This is a genomic window from Bariatricus sp. HCP28S3_A7 (assembly GCF_052066375.1).
GTDB lineage: Bacteria > Bacillota > Clostridia > Lachnospirales > Lachnospiraceae > Allocoprococcus.
The window spans coordinates 89981-107455 of the sequence record NZ_JBQHSG010000006.1; the positions used below are offsets into that span (position 1 = coordinate 89981).

The 17475-nt window shown below is 43.4% G+C and carries 15 protein-coding genes, 1 other RNA gene and 1 pseudogene; 6 read left to right on the forward strand and 11 right to left on the reverse strand.

Annotation, left to right across the window (positions count from 1 at the left end):
* The first annotated feature begins 187 nt into the window (after positions 1 to 187).
* Entirely contained in the window at positions 188 to 1072 is an 885-nt protein-coding gene (locus ACTNA4_RS06210; protein WP_427806143.1) for an aldo/keto reductase, read from the forward strand.
* Positions 1073 to 1165: 93 nt separating this feature from the next.
* Here the strand turns inward: ACTNA4_RS06210 and ACTNA4_RS06215 are convergent, their stop codons facing one another.
* From ACTNA4_RS06215 to ACTNA4_RS06240, 6 genes are all read right to left on the reverse strand, one after another.
* On the reverse strand, positions 1166 to 1663 hold the full coding sequence (locus ACTNA4_RS06215; protein WP_427820456.1) for a tRNA (cytidine(34)-2'-O)-methyltransferase: 498 nt from the start codon (positions 1661 to 1663) through the stop codon (positions 1166 to 1168).
* A 24-nt stretch (positions 1664 to 1687) separates the two neighbouring features.
* Complete coding sequence (locus ACTNA4_RS06220) at positions 1688 to 2869, reverse strand: aminotransferase class I/II-fold pyridoxal phosphate-dependent enzyme (protein ID WP_427806145.1); 1182 nt, start codon at positions 2867 to 2869, stop codon at positions 1688 to 1690.
* The gene (locus ACTNA4_RS06225; RefSeq protein WP_427806146.1) at positions 2869 to 3366 is read right to left on the reverse strand and encodes an Lrp/AsnC family transcriptional regulator; all 498 of its coding nucleotides are present in this window, start codon (positions 3364 to 3366) and stop codon (positions 2869 to 2871) included. The genes ACTNA4_RS06220 and ACTNA4_RS06225 overlap by 1 nt, the downstream gene beginning before the upstream one ends.
* 46 nt (positions 3367 to 3412) lie before the next feature.
* Positions 3413 to 4393, reverse strand: a complete 981-nt coding sequence (locus tag ACTNA4_RS06230; protein WP_427820457.1) for an AIR synthase-related protein — start codon at positions 4391 to 4393, stop codon at positions 3413 to 3415.
* A 3-nt stretch (positions 4394 to 4396) separates the two neighbouring features.
* On the reverse strand, positions 4397 to 5926 hold the full coding sequence (locus ACTNA4_RS06235; RefSeq protein WP_441029142.1) for a VanW family protein: 1530 nt from the start codon (positions 5924 to 5926) through the stop codon (positions 4397 to 4399).
* 189 nt (positions 5927 to 6115) lie between these two features.
* Positions 6116 to 7930, reverse strand: a complete 1815-nt coding sequence (locus ACTNA4_RS06240; RefSeq protein ID WP_427820458.1) for a B12-binding domain-containing radical SAM protein — start codon at positions 7928 to 7930, stop codon at positions 6116 to 6118.
* Between the two features lie 146 nt (positions 7931 to 8076).
* On the opposite strand from ACTNA4_RS06240, the gene ACTNA4_RS06245 reads away from it, so the two are divergent.
* The 3 genes from ACTNA4_RS06245 (at position 8077) to ACTNA4_RS06255 (ending at position 10477) form a co-directional block, all read left to right on the forward strand.
* The gene (locus tag ACTNA4_RS06245; RefSeq protein ID WP_427820459.1) at positions 8077 to 9606 is read left to right on the forward strand and encodes a nitrite/sulfite reductase; all 1530 of its coding nucleotides are present in this window, start codon (positions 8077 to 8079) and stop codon (positions 9604 to 9606) included.
* Positions 9607 to 9657: 51 nt separating this feature from the next.
* An RNA gene (ffs, locus tag ACTNA4_RS06250) (signal recognition particle sRNA large type) lies at positions 9658 to 9921 on the forward strand.
* A 133-nt stretch (positions 9922 to 10054) separates the two neighbouring features.
* Complete coding sequence (locus tag ACTNA4_RS06255; RefSeq protein WP_427820460.1) at positions 10055 to 10477, forward strand: bacteriohemerythrin; 423 nt, start codon at positions 10055 to 10057, stop codon at positions 10475 to 10477.
* A 45-nt stretch (positions 10478 to 10522) separates the two neighbouring features.
* On the opposite strand, the gene tadA is transcribed toward ACTNA4_RS06255, so the two are convergent.
* The 4 genes from tadA to ACTNA4_RS06275 all read right to left on the reverse strand — a co-directional run bounded on the left by tadA (position 10523) and on the right by ACTNA4_RS06275 (position 14576).
* On the reverse strand, positions 10523 to 11026 hold the full coding sequence (gene tadA / locus ACTNA4_RS06260) for a tRNA adenosine(34) deaminase TadA (RefSeq protein WP_427806152.1): 504 nt from the start codon (positions 11024 to 11026) through the stop codon (positions 10523 to 10525).
* Entirely contained in the window at positions 11007 to 12002 is a 996-nt protein-coding gene (locus ACTNA4_RS06265) for a hypothetical protein (protein WP_427806153.1), read from the reverse strand. The genes tadA and ACTNA4_RS06265 overlap by 20 nt, the downstream gene beginning before the upstream one ends.
* A gap of 66 nt (positions 12003 to 12068) precedes the next feature.
* A complete protein-coding gene (locus ACTNA4_RS06270; protein ID WP_441029145.1) occupies positions 12069 to 13493 on the reverse strand; it encodes a deoxyguanosinetriphosphate triphosphohydrolase in 1425 nt (474 codons plus the stop codon).
* Positions 13494 to 13508: 15 nt separating this feature from the next.
* Positions 13509 to 14576, reverse strand: coding sequence for a hypothetical protein (locus ACTNA4_RS06275; RefSeq protein ID WP_441029147.1), 1068 nt, complete (start codon positions 14574 to 14576; stop codon positions 13509 to 13511).
* Positions 14577 to 15078: 502 nt separating this feature from the next.
* Here ACTNA4_RS06275 and ACTNA4_RS06280 point away from each other — a divergent pair.
* Positions 15079 to 15417: a P-II family nitrogen regulator gene (locus ACTNA4_RS06280; RefSeq protein WP_427806156.1), complete on the forward strand. Its 339-nt coding sequence runs from the start codon at positions 15079 to 15081 to the stop codon at positions 15415 to 15417.
* Positions 15418 to 15556: 139 nt separating this feature from the next.
* Positions 15557 to 16033, forward strand: a pseudogene (locus tag ACTNA4_RS06285) (hypothetical protein); the annotation flags it as partial.
* On the opposite strand, the gene ACTNA4_RS06290 reads toward ACTNA4_RS06285, so the two are convergent.
* Complete coding sequence (locus ACTNA4_RS06290) at positions 15937 to 17463, reverse strand: cytidylate kinase family protein (RefSeq protein WP_441029149.1); 1527 nt, start codon at positions 17461 to 17463, stop codon at positions 15937 to 15939. The pseudogene ACTNA4_RS06285 and the gene ACTNA4_RS06290 overlap by 97 nt on opposite strands.
* Positions 17464 to 17475: the final 12 nt, after the last annotated feature.

A 17475-nucleotide genomic window follows, 5' to 3' on the forward strand; every position in this document is an offset into this window, starting at 1 on the left:
ATTTAATTCTAAAGCTTAATTTTTTTTATACATTTTTTAAAAAATGTTGTCCGAAACAAGGGATGTATTTTGGTAAAATCATAGAAAGATAGCAAATAATTGTTCTTTTTTGCGTACATAATAAAACTTGCATTTTTTCTGTCTTACATTTAAAATAAAATCAGATTTTTTTGAAAAGAGGTTGCATATGAATTCAATTAATGACTGTTATACGTTAAACAACGGTACATCACTCCCCTGCTTCGGCTTCGGAACTTACAATGAGAAAGACGGAGACAATCTGGAAATCATCCGCACTGCCATCCGAACCGGATACCGTTTCTTTGACACGGCCTCCATCTATGAGACAGAAAGAGTGCTCGGTCAGGCTATCAAAGAAAGTGGTATTCCACGTGAAGAATTTTTTATTGAAAGCAAATTATGGATCGATGAAATGGGCTATGAAAATGCCAAAAGGGCATTTGAAGCAACGCTGGATCGTCTTCAGATGGATTATCTGGATCTTTACCTGATCCATTGGCCACGCCAGACCGGCGACGAAAATGAAAACTGGAAAGAATTGGACCTGGAAACCTGGCGGGCGCTGGAAGATCTGCATGCAGAGGGTAAAATCAGGAGTCTTGGGTGCAGCAATTTCCTTCCGCATCACCTGGACAATCTACTTTCCGGATGCAAAATAAAACCGGTGGTCGACCAGTTGGAACTTCATCCCGGGTATTCTCAGGAAGCAGCCGTCAGCTACTTACTCGCCCACGATATCCGTCCGATGGCTTGGAGCCCGCTCGGACGAGGCCGCGAAAATGCTTTAGCCGGGAATGCACTTCTTGCGAAGCTCGCTAAAAAATATCAAAAAAGTATTCCTCAGATCAACCTCCGTTTTCTTCTTCAAAAAGGAATCATTCCGATTCCAAAAGCTTCTACCGAAGCACATATGAAGAGTAATATGGATATCTTTGATTTTTCTATTTCCGAAGAAGATATGTGGATCATGACCTGTATGCCTCAGACCACATGGCTGGGTGAACATCCTGATTTCTACATTCCGACTCGCAAAAGTAATCCTGAGCAGTAAGGATAAGATTTTTCAACACATTAAAACAGTCGGGGAACAGACAAGTTCTTATCTGTTTCCCGACTGTTATTTTACGATGCAAAACCTTTCTTCTTATACATCCCATTCCAGTCTGTGAAGATGTCCCTCTGTATTCATCCCCGCAAATCCGTTCTGTCTCAACGCCTCATACAATACAATCGCGACAGAATTTCCCAGATTCAATGAACGAATGTCTCCTACCATCGGGATCCGTATCGAATCCTCTTTATGATGAATCAGAATCTCCTCAGGAATTCCGGCGCTTTCTTTTCCGAACATAATGTAGCAGTCAGGCTCATAATGCACGTCCGTATATAAATTCGGAGATTTCGTGGTCGCCATGTAAATCTTCACTCCCGGATTCCTCTCCATAAAATCCTGGTAATCGATATATGTGGTAACATCCAGATCCTTCCAGTAATCCATTCCCGCGCGCTTCAGGCTTTTCTCATCCAGCCTAAAGCCAAGTGGTTCTATCAGATGCAGCCTGGTGTTCGTCGCAACACAGGTGCGGCCAATATTGCCTGTATTCGCAGGTATCTCCGGTTCAAACAATACAATATTCAGCATCCCAGTTCTCCTCTGTCATAAAAGTTAGACTTCTTTTATTTTCTGTGTACGCAGCCTTGTAATAAACCGTTCCAGACGTCCAAGCGCTTCTTTCAGATCTTCCAGAGAATATGCATAAGAAATTCTCACGAATCCTTCTCCGCTGGCTCCGAAAGCGGTGCCCGGAACGACCGCCACCTTCTCCTCTTCAAGGAATCTTGTGGCGAATTCTTCCGAAGTCATTCCAAATTCCTTGATACTTGGGAAAATATAAAAAGCACCGTATGGTTCAAAACATTCCAATCCCATTCTTCTCAATTCATGAACCAGAAAACGTCTTCTCTGATTATAAGCTTCGCGCATCTTAGCCACTTCTCCGCGGCAGTTTCTGAGCGCTTCCACTGCTGCATACTGACTGTTTGTCGGTGCGCACATAATTGCATACTGATGAATCTTTGTCATTTGTGCAATGATTTCTGCCGGTCCGCAGGCATACCCCAATCTCCATCCGGTCATGGCAAACCCCTTTGAAAAGCCGTTAACCAGAATCGTTCTTTCTTTCATTCCCGGAAAACTTGCAATGGAAACATGATCTCCCATATAACTTAATTCAGAGTAGATTTCATCCGAGAGCACAAACAGATCATGCTTGATCACCACATCCATAATCGGCTTCAGATCCTCGGAAGTCATAATTGCTCCCGTGGGATTATTCGGGAACGGCATGACCAGAATCTTGCTCTTCGGTGTAATCGCCGCTTCCAGTTCTTCTGCCGTCAGTTTAAACTGATTCTCGTTCTTCAGGGGAATTACAACCGGCACTCCGTCTGCCATAAATGCACACGGAAGATAGGACACATAACTCGGCTGCGGTATCAACACTTCATCTCCCGGATCCAGCATAGCACGAAACATCATATCAATCGCTTCACTGCCTCCTACAGTCACGAGGACTTCGTGATAAGGATCATATTCTACATTTACCCTGTCTTTCAGATAATTTGCAATCTCGATCTTCAGTTCCTTAAGCCCTGCATTCGATGTATAAAATGTACGTCCTCTTTCCAACGAATAGATTCCTTCTTCACGGATTCTCCATGGCGTATCAAAATCCGGTTCTCCAACGCCCAGTGAAATCGCATCCTTCATTTCATTTACAATATCAAAAAACTTACGAATCCCTGATGGTTCTAATTGTACTACTTTCTGTGATAATGGATTTCTCATTACGGTGTCACCAACATCCTTTCTTCCTTCTTCTGCGGTACCATGATGGTTCCATGGTCTTTATATTTCTTCAAGATAAAATATGTAGATGTTCCAATAATTGATTCGATCGGCGCCAGTTTCTCAGACACAAACTGAGATACCCCTTTCAATGTCCATCCTTCCAGAATGACCATCAGATCATAACCGCCTGAAATCAGGTACACAGCAGTCACTTCCGGAAAATTGTAAATTCTCTCAGCAATTTTATCAAAGCCCTGATCTCTCTGCGGGGTCACTCTTACTTCGATCAATGCCGTAATCATATCTGAACCTGCTTTATCCCAGTCAATAATCGTATGATATCCACAAATGATCTTTTCCTTCTCCATAGCGGCAATCTCATTTGCTACCGTTACTTCATCCGTTCCCAGCATAATAGCAAGTTCGCCAAGGTTCGCTTTGCTATTACGCTCAATATAATTCAGAATTGCTCTTCTTGTTTCTTTATTTTCCATGATTCTATCCTCCAGAATATCCGATAACGGGTCATGTCGATCCCGTCTAAATTAAAATCTTCGTCAATTCATCCGGTGCAGGGCGATCAATATACCGTATTTCTCCCTGGTTCAGGATGATTCTTTCACGGCCCGCCGTCGTATGTCCGATCACGGCTGCCGCCATTCCTTCCCTTGTAAGCGTATCTGCCAACTCTTCCCCTTTCGGCGTAATTACCAGGATACTTCCCGTACTGGTAAGCTGATAAGGATTGAGATGAAAATATTCACACACTTCGATTGTTTCCTGTTTTACGGGAATCCTCCTCATGTCTACAGAAAGACCGATATCCGCTCCTTCTGCCAGTTCCCAGAGTGCCGCAAGGATTCCACCGTCTCCAATCTGATGCATGGCAGATACGCCTATGGCATCAGCAGCTTTCATTTCTTTGAGCGAAATGAGCTCTTTTTCATAAGACGCAGTCTGTTTCAAAAACGCAGATGGAAAATGCTTAGCAAGACTTTCCTGTCTGGCCTTTAATATTCTTAACGTTCCCTCCAGACCGATCCACTTGATCTGCACAATATCCTGCCCTGCAGGCGCCTTGCAGCTCTGCAGTATTCTCTTTGTCGTTCCCACTGCCGTCACGTTCACGATCGTCGTCTTTATTCCAGGAACATTCTGTACGTCTGCCGCAAGAATCTCTATGCCATATTCTTTTGCAGCTTCCGAAGATGTCTGCATCATCGCTTTCAGTCTGGATTCATACGCAAATTCAGGCAACATGATCTGAATGCTGACTCCTTTCGGTGATGCTCCTCTTGTCGCAAGCGCATTACATACCTGTGCTATGGCAAACACACACAAATCTTTTTCATTGCCATAGAGAGAAACGCCAGATGAAAGAATCATCTCACCCGGATCAGCCTTAATCCCATAACAGCACTCCTCCTTAGCCGGCGGAAAAAATGCCGCATGTACGTCTGTATTCAATTGTTTCAAGACGGACCGTCTGTATACGGTCTGCGATATCTTTCCCGGTTTCATCCGCTATTCTCCTTCCCCGGAACCACTCTGAAGTGTTCTTGCCTCACTTACAGCTTCCCGGATCTTATCTTCATTCTGACTCTGAATTGCAGTTCTTATCAGCTTGGATGCTTCTGCACTTCCCGAAGCCGTTCCGACTTTCACTGTTACTTCCGAAGCTTTATATGTACTGTTATTAATAACGTCGCGACTGACCTCCTGTCCATTCTCATAAACAACTTTCCAAAGCCTTGCCGTACGTCCATTGATTGCTGTTCCCTCTTCTTCCATCGAACCGATCGCACTATCCGGATCTTCTACATATTTCTTCGAATATTCTGTGCGCTCGAGTGTTTCACTTTCAAATTCTACTGAATGGCCTTCGGCCCTGGTATCTTTTCCGTAAATATAGAACCAGACCTTATTATTACTGTCAACGTATCCCTCAATCAGGATCGGGGTATCATAATTATTTTTAAATTTAAAATCTTTCACACCTTCTGCAATTGCCGCATCCCTCGATGGCTCCACATAATTGACGATCATAGAATGTGCACATCGCTCAGTAACTTCCAGTTCCGAATAAAGAACCGCGTTATACAGCGTCGTAGATACCTGACAGAGACCTCCTCCGATATTTTGAACGACCTGCCCGTTCTCATAAGCGCTGCCGGCCACATATCCATTCTCTTCTGTATACGGTGCCAAGGTCTGTTCTACCGAGAGTTCTTCGCCCGGCATCAAAAGTGTTCCATTGAGAAGCTCTGCTGCTCTTCGGATATTTTTCACCCGGTCACCGTATCCGGCTTGTGTGGAATAAGACCCCAGTTCATCCCGGATTGATTCTAGATCTGCTCTTGTCACCGAAGGTGCTTCCGATTCCTGAACCAGTTCCAGCGTAATTTCTTTATATTTCCATTTTTCATTTAAATATTTTTCAAGATTCGCCAGAGATTCTTCGATTTTAATCTTATTTCCCGCCGCCTCATCCGTAATCTCAAATCCGGAACCTTTATGAGTAATCGTAGCATCCACAGCACGCGTCTCCATAGGAAGCGCCTTTTCAGTTAAAACTGATTTTGCACTCTCTCCATCCAGCTGATACGTGTCGTCAAGCACCAGTTCATTTTTTCCCAGCTTCCGGATCTGCCGGAAACGCTTCCAGACTGATCCCTCTTTCCCATAAGAGACTGCCTCTTCTATCAGCTTATCCACATCTTTCATTTCAATTCCCAGATCACCAAGTGTTGTCTTAGCGGTCTGTTCTCCAACTTTGAGAGTTACTTTGAGCTGTCTGTATTCCGCCATCTTTTTCTCTACAGCATCTTTTGCCTGCTCTTTTGTCATACCAGACAGTTCTACTTTCCCTATATAGATATGATTACTGATTTTATCTTCCTCTGTTTTATTCACATAACGATAAAGCAAACCATAAGAGATACCGCAAACCAGCAAAATACACAGCAAAAACAAACCGCTTAGATAGGCGATTCTCTGTTTTTTCCTTCTTCTCGCTTTTTTGCTCAAATGCGGTTTTCTTTTACGCTTCGGCATTGCCAGTTTCCCCTCTTTGCTGCACTTCTTGTTTTACCGCTCCTAAATCAAATACGGCAGTACCATCGTAACCACCATCGCCGCAATGACTACGAGGATGATCACTGCTGCTGCTCTCTGTGTCTTTTTACGATTGAACATTGTTTTCACCTCTACATGCATATTTCTTTACATTTTATACTCTTTGCCTCATTTTTGCAATACACAAGCCTCGCTTTTTTCATAGACCTCTTCACAGATCGTATGAATCGCTGCCTCATGATTCAGCGGACTCCTGTTCTGATAGTCAAACAACAGAATCACCCGTCTGGAACTCATATTTCCAAGCACATCAAAGGAAAACGCTTCGAGATGTGTCATTTTTCGCAGTTGCCTTCTGTCGTAATCCTCATATCCAGCCAGATACCGGTGTTTCTTTGCTTCCTGATCATAGAATTCCTTTTCCTCTTCTTTTGAAATTCGTTCTTCTCCTGCAAATTCCGGCCGGTTTTTCGCATTTTCCCGAAGGAAGTAATCCAACGTCATCAACTGTCGATATTCCTCCGTATGTTCGGGATCCCGTTCTTCTGTAAAATCCAGAAGTATCTCATAACGAGTTACTCTGGAATGGCTCACAAGATTCATTCCTCTTTCTTCATAAAAGCGGCTCAGATCCTCAAAAAAAGCAAATGGGCTTTCATATAAACGGATGATATACGGTAAACTATGGCAAAACTGTCTGCTGTTATAATACATTTCAACCATCTCTTCAATTCCTTTAAGTCGTAGTATATCATCATAGGGCAGCCACTTTGTGTACAGCACTTCATAAGGCGGAAGACTTTTCGCAGCCAGTTCATATTCTTCTTTATGTTCTTCCATATAGGATCCTTTCAGCACTTTTAAAAATCCCAGCTGAAGCTGCTCCGGCTGCAGAGCATAAACATCATTAAACGATCTTTCAAAACTTTCATAGTCTTCAAACGGAAGCCCGGCAATCAGATCCAGGTGCTGGTGAATATTTCCAAATGAATGAATTCTCTTCACGATCCGCGCCACTTCTCCAAAACGCATTGTACGGTGTATTTCACGGATCGTCTCAAGATTTGTAGACTGTACCCCAATTTCCAGCTGAATCAGTCCCGGGCGCATCCGGCTCATCAGTTCCAGTTCCTCTTCATTCAGAAGATCCGCAGAAACTTCAAAATGAAAATTCGTAATGCCATTATCATGATCCATGATATAGCTCCAGATCGTCATCGCATGGTTATGACTACAATTGAATGTCCTGTCAACAAATTTCACTTGCGGCACTTTATGATCAATCAAAAATTGCAGCTCCTTTTTTACCAGTTCTAAATTGCGAAATCTCAGGCACTTATCCACCGATGACAGACAGTAACTGCATGAAAACGGACATCCCCTGCTGGATTCGTAGTATATGATCTTGTTTTCAAAATCTTTCATATTATGATATACAAACGGAACATCACTCAGATTCATTACCGGCCGCCATTCATTTTCGCCTATCTCCTCCGTCTGAATTACATCTGAGAACCGCCGATAAGTGATTCCCGGAATCTCGGCCAGTTCTTTTGTCTGATTCCGACTGCTTTTATTATAATGCATCAGAAGCTCTGCAAAAGTCTTCTCGCCTTCCCCCATCATCACACCATCCACTTCCGGGAGACGTCTCAACACATCTGCCGCATCATAAGATACCTCCGGGCCCCCCAGCCACAGGATCACATCCGGCAAAATTTTGCGTATTTCGCGCACAATCTCTTCAACATAGATCAAATTCCAAATATAACATGACAAGCATAGCATATCCGGCTTTCTTTTATAAATATCCATTAATATCTCATCCGTCTGCTGATTGATCGTATATTCCGCAATTTCTATCCTGACATCATTCTCTTTCTCCGTACCTTGCATCTTCTCCTCGGCATACGCTTTCAGACTATAAACAGCAAGATTAGAATGTATATATTTTGCATTTATAGCAGTTAACAAAACTTTCATACTCTGCCTCCTCGCTTACCACTAGCTGTTACTCATCACTATATAGCAAATCGAGTCATTTGTAAAATATTGAAAGTAAATTGATTTTTTTATATAAACTGGCTATTATATAGATATCTTAAATTCTTTATCAAAGGAGTATAACTATGCAGACAACCAAATGGCAAAAAGATTATGAAGAATTTGAAGCAGTCACAAGGAAATTTTATGCAGGCGAAGTAACAGTTCCTGAATATAAGGGGTTTTCCGGAGGATTCGGCAGCTATGCACAGCGCGGCGGGAAATCCAGCATGCTTCGTCTGCGTCTATCTGGAGGACGTGTCACAAAAGAAAAGCTCGGATTTATTGCAGATGCAATCCGAAAATATCATATAGACAAAGTACATTTTACCACCTGTCAGACCATCCAGTTTCACAATCTGAACGCGGATACAGTCTGTGAGCTGTCCGTTTCAGCGCTTGACGCCGGCATCGTGACCCGTGGAGGCGGCGGTGATTTTCCAAGAAATGTTATGGTCTCTCCGCTGAGTGGCGTGGAAAAGGGCGAATATTTTGATGTGATGCCATATGCCAATGCAGCTGCCGATTACTTGATGGGGCTGATCAAAACAGTCAAACTCCCCCGCAAATTAAAAGTATGTTTCTCAAATTCTCCTGCCAATCAGACGCACGCAACATTCCGCGATCTTGGTTTCTGCGCAAGAGAAGACGGCACCTTTGACGTGTACTGCGCAGGTGGACTGGGCAACAACCCTAAAATGGGGGTTCCAGTAGCTGAAAAAATCCGTCCCGACCAGATTCTCTATTATATTGAAGCAATGGTTCGTTTATTCACCACATATGGAAATTATGAGAATCGTGCCAAAGCAAGAACCCGTTATATGCAGGATGTGCTTGGTGACAAACTGCCGGAAGAATATTTGAAGAAACTAGAAGATGCAAAAGCAGAGTGTCCGGATCTGACTCTTCATATCTCCGATAGCGTTTCTCCAAAATGCAGCGATGGTTCTGAAGTGGTTTCTCCCCGAATTATTGCTCAAAAGCAAAATGGTTTATACGCTGTCAAGTATCATCCACTCGGCGGATGCCCTTCTCCAGAAAAACTGGTTGACCTTTATGAAGCAATCTGTGACATGGATGGTGTTGAGCTTCGCCTCACTCCGGACGAAGGCGCATATATCATAAACTGTACCGGAAAGGAAGCTGAGAGAATTCTGGAGATCACATCCGACAGTGCCGGAACCGTATTCGAGTCTTCCGTTGCATGTATCGGCGCTTCTATTTGCCAGGTAGGTGTCCGTGACTCTCAGGCTCTCCTTGCCACTCTGGTAAACGAATCCAGAAAATGGGATTTTGCTGACGGTGTTCTTCCTCAGATTCACATTTCCGGCTGTCCATCTTCCTGCGGAACTCACCAAATCGGCAAAATCGGCTTCCGCGGCGGTATGAAGAAAGTAGACGGGAAACCGGTCTCTGCATTTGTGATGACGGTCAACGGAGAAGATGAAGAGAATCATGAACGTTTTGGCGAACAGCTCGGAACGATACTGGAAACCGATATCCCTGCATTTTTCAAAGACCTTGGAGAAGAGATCTCCGCTTCCGGTATGCTGTATGATGACTGGTATGCAAAGAATCCGGAACGCTTCAAAGAAATTGCAGGCAAATATTTATAAAATGAAAGCATAGCCGTTGACATTTTGGCGAAAACAAGTTACAATTATATTCCGTGCAGCCGGGGTGTTAGCGGTACCCTGTACCTACAATCCGCTATAGTAGGGGTGATGCTGTGCCGAGGGCTTTTCTTGTCAAAGCTGCCTCCGGTTCGTGGCGTTGATATCTGGGTCTTACGCGGCGGATCTCTGTGAACCGTGTCAGGTCGGGAACGAAGCAGCACTAAGCAGATGCTTCTGGGTGCCGTAAGGTAGCCTGGGTTGAGTTTACAGCCGGAGTACCGTTTGGGGGGAAATTGTTCGACGCACAGCGCACGAAAAATAATCTCGTTTTCTTATTAGTATCACTTGACTTTCCCCCGATAATCAACTACGCTTATTCTATATAATATGAAGCGACTTCAGATATTATTTTTCTGAAATGCCGATGTAAATCAAGGAGGAGATTGCGATGTACGCAGAATTTGATGAAACTTTAGTAACTGGTAATGAGATGATCGACTCTCAGCATAAAGAGCTGATTGACAAAATTAATGACTTATTGAAGAGCTGTGAGCAGAGCTCCGGTAAAGTAACTGCAATCCAGACACTGGGTTACCTTGCAGACTACACTGATTTCCATTTTTCAGCTGAAGAAAAACTTCAGGAAGAGATCGGATACCCGGGAATTGCTGAACATAAGCAGAAACATGAAGAACTCCGTCAGGTCGTTTCCGAACTTCACGCTATGCTCGAGGAAGAGGAAGGTCCGTCCGAGGCTTTCGTTGCGCAGGTTCAGAAGAATGTCGTTGACTGGCTTTATAACCATATCAAAGGATTTGACCGTTCTGTTGCAGAGTACAAGAATATGACTCTCAACAATGAAAAACTGTAAAAAATAAAGACATTAAAATCTCTGATTGGAGTCCTCAATTTCCAATCAGAGATTTTCTTTTTCCAGTTCCTTTTTTCGTTTTTGCTTTTCGCGGAGCTCTTTAAAAAATCCTTTCATCATCAGAGAACATTCCTCCTCCAGTACGCCGGTTTCCAGCTCCACCTGATGATTGAACTTTGCAACCTGAAGAAGATTCAGTATCGACCCGGCGCATCCTGCTTTCGGATTCATGCATCCAACCACGACTCGTTTCATACGTGCCTGTACGATTGCTCCTGCACACATCTGACATGGTTCCAACGTCACATATAAGGTGCAGTCTTCCAATCTCCAGTCCCCCATTTTCCTACTAGCTTTTTTGATGGCAAGAATTTCTGCATGTGCAAGCGGATTTTTATCTGTGGTACGCCTGTTATATCCACGTCCAATAATCTTTCCTTCATAAACAATCACACAGCCAATTGGTACTTCCTCAATTTTCCATGCCTTTTTTGCCTGCCTGATTGCTTCCCTCATATACTTTTCATCTTCAGTGAGCTGTCTCTTCATCCTCTTCTCTCCTCGTTTTTTTTATCACATTACTGATTTCACGACACCAATACCCAAAATCTTCCGACTGACTGCGTTCTCCTTCTGTCCATTCCATTTCTCCTTTTTCCGGCTTCATAAACTGCCGAAATCCAAATGCACCGGCTGCGCATTCCTCTCTGGGATGATAAATCCCCGGAACTCCGAGCCAGCATCTCCCATCTTTCCGAAATGAAACCAGATGATGATAGTTGTGATATCCGTGAAGCAGGAAATGATTGTTTGCCAGACGCCACTCCCTGCGTGGAAGCTGGGCGAGGTCCTGTCTGCTGATTTTGAAAATCTGTTCCCTGTATCCTTCTTCCTTTTCTGTTACTTCTTCCGTCAAGGACTCCCTATCATCTTCCAGCTTCTCGACAGGCTCTGATTGTTCCACATTTTCCGTCAGTTCTTCTTCCTCCGGAGCCTCCGTATCCGCTGGCACTTTCTCCCCGGAGCTTTCCGGATTCTCCGGAATGTCCTCTTTCTTTGAAAGCTCCACATCTTCCGGCAATTCTTCTTTCTCCGACTGCTTCGTTTCCTCTTTCGTCTCCCGCCGCAATATTTCCTCCCGTCTTATCATATTTTCAACATCAACCCGTCGTTCATTCCAAACAGCCGCATACCATTCTTCTTCCTCGTTTCTTTTCTTCCGGAGAATCATTCCTTCAATCTTGTTGAAAAAATCAATACCACCTGCGTCTTCCGCAGAATACGCAAGTCGATACCCAAAAGCAGATCTTGTTCCCGGGATTTCGCCCATATAAATTCCCACTGTCTGATTTCCCATCAGATAAAAAAGGAAGATTTCCAGTGTCTGTCCGTCCGACACCGGAAATCCCTGTCCGTAAATCTGGATCACTGCCGAATCATCAGATTCTTCTGTCCGCACAAATCCTACATTTCTGATTCGTTTCCCATTTTGATATTCATACAGATACCGGATAAATTTCTTCATAGCAAGAGTGCACTCCTTCAAAAAACATACCTACTCTAACTTATTCAGAATAATCCGAAATCATGACTAAAAAATCGCTGTGAGTTCTTGATACAGACGTTTTGCATAACTGTCCGTCATTCCACAAATATAATCCGTCACAAGCAGGAGACGGAGATACAGCTTTTCCGATTCACTTTTTCCTTTACTGTGAAAATAATATGCACTTTTATAATTATCTGATATAAAAGAAATAATCCTTTTATCGATTGTTCCCGGTTTCTCATAAGGGTTATCAAATTTCATGACAGCTGCCGAAAACTTATCCATCAAAAAATTCAGCATAACCGACTCTTTCATTTCCATTTTATAAATCTGCGCCGAAGTAAACACCTCGCGAAATGCCAGACTTCCAAGTAGATCCATCAGTTTTTCTCCATACGTCCCATAAAAAAGATCATGTTCATATCTTCCATCCATGATCGCTTCATAATTCGATGTAAACCCATCGGTTGCACAAGTAATCATGAAACCTTGTACACGAACAATCCAGTTCTTGACCGCATACTCCTCTGGTTTCCGTTCTCCGCGCTCTTTTCCCCTCATATAGAATTTGTCAAGTTCATACAACGCATCAAACGGACCTCCAGTTTCTCCTGTCTCCGTATTAAGATTTTCCAGTTCTTCTCTCAGCTTATGGAACGAAATAAATCCTTTAATAAATGAATCTTCGATATCGGCCGTTTTGTATGCAATATCATCAGCAGCCTCAAGAATAAACGTCAGCGGATGCCGACATCCATTGGTCCCGGTCGTTTCCTGTACATCATAGAAAATATCTCGGTCTGCATAATAATATCCTAACTTTTTATCCTTAATATTCCCGCTCTCCGGCCTGATTTCCAGCGAAGAAACCGGATATTTGATTATACTCCCCAAAAGCGCATATGTCAGATTCATTCCCCGTTCATCCACGAGATAATGCAGCTTAGTCACAAGCCTCAGTGCCTGCGCATTTCCTTCAAAATGATATAAATCTTCTCGCATCTGCGGTTCTAACAGTTCTTCTGCCTTTTGCCCGCAAAATTCCAGTTTTCCCAGATTCTCTGCAAACCATTCCCGAATAGCAAGCTCCCCGAAATGCCCGAATGGCGGATTTCCTATATCATGAATCAGGCCTGCACATTGAAGAATACTACAGATATCCTCTTTCATTCTCGGACTAAATCCCGGATTCAGGCCATACGTCAGTATATTTTCACCGATATTCTGTCCCAAAGACTTGGCAAATGATGATACTTCCAGCGAATGAGTCAGACGCGTTCTAATAAAATCACTTTTATCCAAAGGAAATACCTGCGTTTTGTCCTGAAGCCGTCTGAACGACGCACTTCCTATGATTCGATGATAATCCTTCTCAAATTCACTGCGCAAATCTGTAGATTTAACAGAACCGGCACGATGTACACTCTGCCGGTCCCTCTTTGCTGATAAAAGCTTTTCCCACTCCATAACAGCCCTCTGTCATTAATCCAGATAGATTGGCGGTTCATAATCCTTGCCAAGCGTTGCTTTTTTACGCTCTTCAAATCCAAGGAATGCCCATTCCGTCATATCTGTCCATTTATGTTCCTTACGGTCATAAACCTGAACATAACCGATGCGCTTCGGATGCATCCGAACACTGTTCGATTGATATTCATGACCTGTATACGGATTCACATCACCATTTACAAGATCTTCATCTTCATCCGCACGTTTCTTGATCGGCTGAAAATCTTTTGCTTTTTCGTGACGCTTTTCTTCTCTCTTTGGCGAAGAAATAATCTTTGTTATTCTGGAAAAACGCGATTCCCTATGCTCAGTCTTCGCTGTTTCCTCTTTCATGGTTTCCTCTGGCTCTGCTTCCGGCTGTACATCCGTAGCTTCTTCCATCACAGATTCCGATATTCTTTCCTCCTCTGTCGGTGCTTCTGCCACTGTCTCCTCCAGCACTTCTTCTCCGATTGCATCTTCTTCCGGCTCGCCATGAACCAGTTCTTCCTTAACTTCAGCTTCCTTAGCTGCTTCCTCCTCGCCTGCCGTCTTTTCCTCAGGTTCAGATATTTCCTCTACTACGGTTTCTGTCTCTGTGTCAACCGTTGTATCAATCATTTGCTCTACCACAGGTTCCGTGGCCGGAGCAGCTTCTTTTTCTCCCTCCTGCTCCTGCGGTTCTTCCATCATATCTACGATCTCGCCCACTGTAATATCTCGTTCCGCTTCCTTCGCTTCAGCACGTGCCACTTTTCTTTCCTTCTTTGCTGCAAGCTTATCCAGTTCTTTACTTGTCGGTGGAACTTCTTCAATTACAGATGCCCTCTCTGCCGCTTCCTGACTTGCAAGAATACTGAGTTGGAACGAACACCCCAGAATGTCTGCAATCATGCGCATATCCTGCTCTTGAAAATTATCTCTTCCAAGACGCTGTGTCAGATTCTGTCTGGACATCTTTTTCCCAGTTCTTTCCTCAATCTGTTCTGCCAGCTCCTTGATTGTCATACCTTTTCTGCTTAAAACAATTTTTACTTGCTCCCCAAATGTGAGACTTATCATGCCATCTTCTCCTCCTTATTAATTCAGCACCATTTTCCCTATTTTTTATTGTAGCAAATGACAATTTATCCGTCAACAGTCGTCATTTTTTTCTTTATTTTTTGCTCTTTTTCTTCCTCCTGACTCGGATATTCTACACTTGCGATTTTCACAACTTTTTTCTCTCATTTTATTTCTGTTCATGATTTACAAATTATAAAATTTTTTTCAAGTACGCCTCGGCGTACTTGCTGCGAGGTGCGCGTCATGCTTTGCATGACACAATACATCTGCGCACCTCTGCAATCCGCCGGAGGCTTTATCTTGGAAGGAGATTGGACTCCCACCAAGACATATTTGTCACAACTCACCACCTATAGAGGTGGGAGTCTTATCTTCTTTCAAGATAAAAATACCTTTGACAAATCACTCCCCTTGTGTATAATAGGGGATATCCAAAAACAAGGGCGTTTTCCTAACACGGAAAGCGCCTTTTTGTTTTTCAGAAAAGGAGGCTGTTATTATGAAAAAACTGGAAATCATCATCCAGCCGGAGAAGCTTGAAGACCTGAAAGCAATTCTTGACGCTTCCAACGCAAACGGCGTTATGATCAGCAACATCATGGGATACGGCAATCAAAAAGGGCACAGAAAGATATATCGCGGAGCTGAATACAGCGTGAATCTTCTCCCGAAAGTAAAAGTTGAAACAGTCGTTGACCCTTCTGTTGCAGAACCTTTGATTCAGAAAATCGTTGAGGAAATCCAAACCGGAGCATACGGCGACGGCAAAATCTTTGTGTATGAAGTGGAAGATGCTGTCCGCATTCGTACTGGTGAGCGCGGTACCGCAGCTCTTTAATCAAAATGGTACATATAAATAAAAAAATTCATATTTGTTATCAATGAGGATAGCTGTGCATCTGATGCATCAGGTATCCTTTTTTATAACAGAAAGAGGAGATAGTATTATGGGATTAACAGCATTAATTGAAAGCGGCATGGAAGCCACGGCAGCAACAGAGCTTCTTCTGAATGTAGTATGGACAATTGTAGGTGCAATATTGGTTTATTTCATGCAGGCAGGCTTTGCTATGTGTGAGGCCGGTTTTACAAGAGCCAAAAACACAGGTAACATTTTGATGAAAAATATGATGGACTTTGTCCTGGGAAGTCTTTTCTTCTTTATATTCGGGTTTGCAATCATGCATGGAAGTGACTGGAACGGAATCATCGGTTCAACCGGCTTCTTAGATCCGACCAAACTTGCCGATGCTGACGGATTATTCAACGGTCTTCCAATCGGCGTATTTATCATTTTCCATACTGTATTCTGCGCGACTGCCGCAACCATCGCAGCACTGATCGTAACATGGATCCGCTACGGCAAACCAGACGTATCCATGACCTTCAACGGCTCCCTCGCAGGATTAGTTGCCATCACAGCCGGATGTGACTGCGTAAGCAACGTCTCCGCAATCCTCCGTATCGTTTTCACATTATGTTCAAACACCCGGTCATCCAATGAGTAATGATTCGTCACATTACTTGCCAGCTCGTTCAGCACTTTATTGGATTTATCCGTCTCATAATTTTCAAAAAATGAACGCTCAATCGAACTGGTCTGAGCTGCCATTTCGATGATCTCTTTATCATAAAACGGAATCCCCAGATCTTTCGACAATTTCATAGCAATATCTCGTCCACCGCTTCCGTATTGCCGACTGATTGTAATAACAAGTGGAGCTGAAGCTTTCTCTTCCAATGCATTGTCCGCACCACTCTGATTCAGTTCCCCAGCCCATTCAAATCCTTTTTTCGCCATGATCACTGCAATGATTTCATTGATCACCGCTGCCGCCGCGATCGTTCCCTGTATGATCTGCGCACATTCCGGCGCGGAACCGCTCAAAACGGAAACCGCAATTCCCGTAAATACAAGAGAAACTCCAGAATGTGGGAGCAGTGTAAAACCAAGATATTTTTTTACTGTCTGCGGAGACTTTGTAACGGCCGCCCCGAAATAAGCGCCAAAATATTTTCCTAATGCACGCGACAGAATATAAACAGCCTTAAAAACGCGCATAATCTGTTCCAGCCGATTTTCACTCATCATATTTGAAAAGGTGGCCGAAAAAGCCATTCCCATCAACATAAAATTCAAAATCGGAGTCGGCATCACACGGTTATTAAAAAAGAATCCTGCAACAGAAGTAAATAAAATGGTGACAATCAGCAATGCCAGCGTTATCCCATCACCATTGTCTCTCCTCAAGATAAATCCTGACAGGAATCCACACACAATCCCAATAACCAGCGGTAATATAACCACCAGAGCAATCATATAAGCCGGCATACTTCCCGCCGAAAGTTTCCCGGCGATCACAGCGATGGTTGTAAAAAATACAACACAGCCTACGATATCATCCAGAGCCGCCATCGGAATCAACGTTTTCGTAACAGGTCCATCCGTCTTAAACTCACGCACAATTGAAAGTGCCGGTGCGGGAGCCGTTGCAAGCGCAATTCCTCCAAAAACAAAACACAGATACAATGGAACATCTGTTATATAGAATACGACTCCAAATACCAATGAAACAACCAGAAAAGTCCCCAAAGACTGTGTCAGCGTTGTAATCACGATCGCCTTTCCGGATTTCTTAATCTTATTCCAGACCAATTCCGTACCGATCATAAGTCCAACACCACATTCCAGCACATGAATCATAACCTGATACCACCCTACATCCAATATCTCCTGATTCATCAGTGAAAACGCATGCGGTCCTAACAGCATCCCGGCAATCAGCCAGCCTAAAATAGCGGGCAGTTTCAATTTCGATATCAGCTTTCCTGCCAAAAATGCCAATATAACAACTAAAATCAATTTCACAAACATCAAAATCATTTTGTTACACTT

Excerpts from the sequence above, each read along its gene's own strand:
- ACTNA4_RS06240 (WP_427820458.1), bottom strand. The coding sequence starts at position 7,930 with ATGAAAGTTTTGTTAACTGCTATAAATGCAAAATATATACATTCTAAT.
- ACTNA4_RS06245 (WP_427820459.1), top strand. The coding sequence starts at position 8,077 with ATGCAGACAACCAAATGGCAAAAAGATTATGAAGAATTTGAAGCAGTC.
- ACTNA4_RS06270 (WP_441029145.1), bottom strand. The coding sequence starts at position 13,493 with ATGGAGTGGGAAAAGCTTTTATCAGCAAAGAGGGACCGGCAGAGTGTA.
- ACTNA4_RS06230 (WP_427820457.1), bottom strand. The coding sequence starts at position 4,393 with ATGAAACCGGGAAAGATATCGCAGACCGTATACAGACGGTCCGTCTTG.
- ACTNA4_RS06265 (WP_427806153.1), bottom strand. The coding sequence starts at position 12,002 with ATGAAGAAATTTATCCGGTATCTGTATGAATATCAAAATGGGAAACGA.
- ACTNA4_RS06225 (WP_427806146.1), bottom strand. The coding sequence starts at position 3,366 with ATGGAAAATAAAGAAACAAGAAGAGCAATTCTGAATTATATTGAGCGT.
- tadA (WP_427806152.1), bottom strand. The coding sequence starts at position 11,026 with ATGAAGAGACAGCTCACTGAAGATGAAAAGTATATGAGGGAAGCAATC.
- ACTNA4_RS06280 (WP_427806156.1), top strand. The coding sequence starts at position 15,079 with ATGAAAAAACTGGAAATCATCATCCAGCCGGAGAAGCTTGAAGACCTG.
- ACTNA4_RS06275 (WP_441029147.1), bottom strand. The coding sequence starts at position 14,576 with ATGATAAGTCTCACATTTGGGGAGCAAGTAAAAATTGTTTTAAGCAGA.
- ACTNA4_RS06215 (WP_427820456.1), bottom strand. The coding sequence starts at position 1,663 with ATGCTGAATATTGTATTGTTTGAACCGGAGATACCTGCGAATACAGGC.
- ACTNA4_RS06235 (WP_441029142.1), bottom strand. The coding sequence starts at position 5,926 with ATGCCGAAGCGTAAAAGAAAACCGCATTTGAGCAAAAAAGCGAGAAGA.
- ACTNA4_RS06255 (WP_427820460.1), top strand. The coding sequence starts at position 10,055 with ATGTACGCAGAATTTGATGAAACTTTAGTAACTGGTAATGAGATGATC.
- ACTNA4_RS06290 (WP_441029149.1), bottom strand. The coding sequence starts at position 17,463 with ATGATTTTGATGTTTGTGAAATTGATTTTAGTTGTTATATTGGCATTT.
- ACTNA4_RS06220 (WP_427806145.1), bottom strand. The coding sequence starts at position 2,869 with ATGAGAAATCCATTATCACAGAAAGTAGTACAATTAGAACCATCAGGG.
- ACTNA4_RS06210 (WP_427806143.1), top strand. The coding sequence starts at position 188 with ATGAATTCAATTAATGACTGTTATACGTTAAACAACGGTACATCACTC.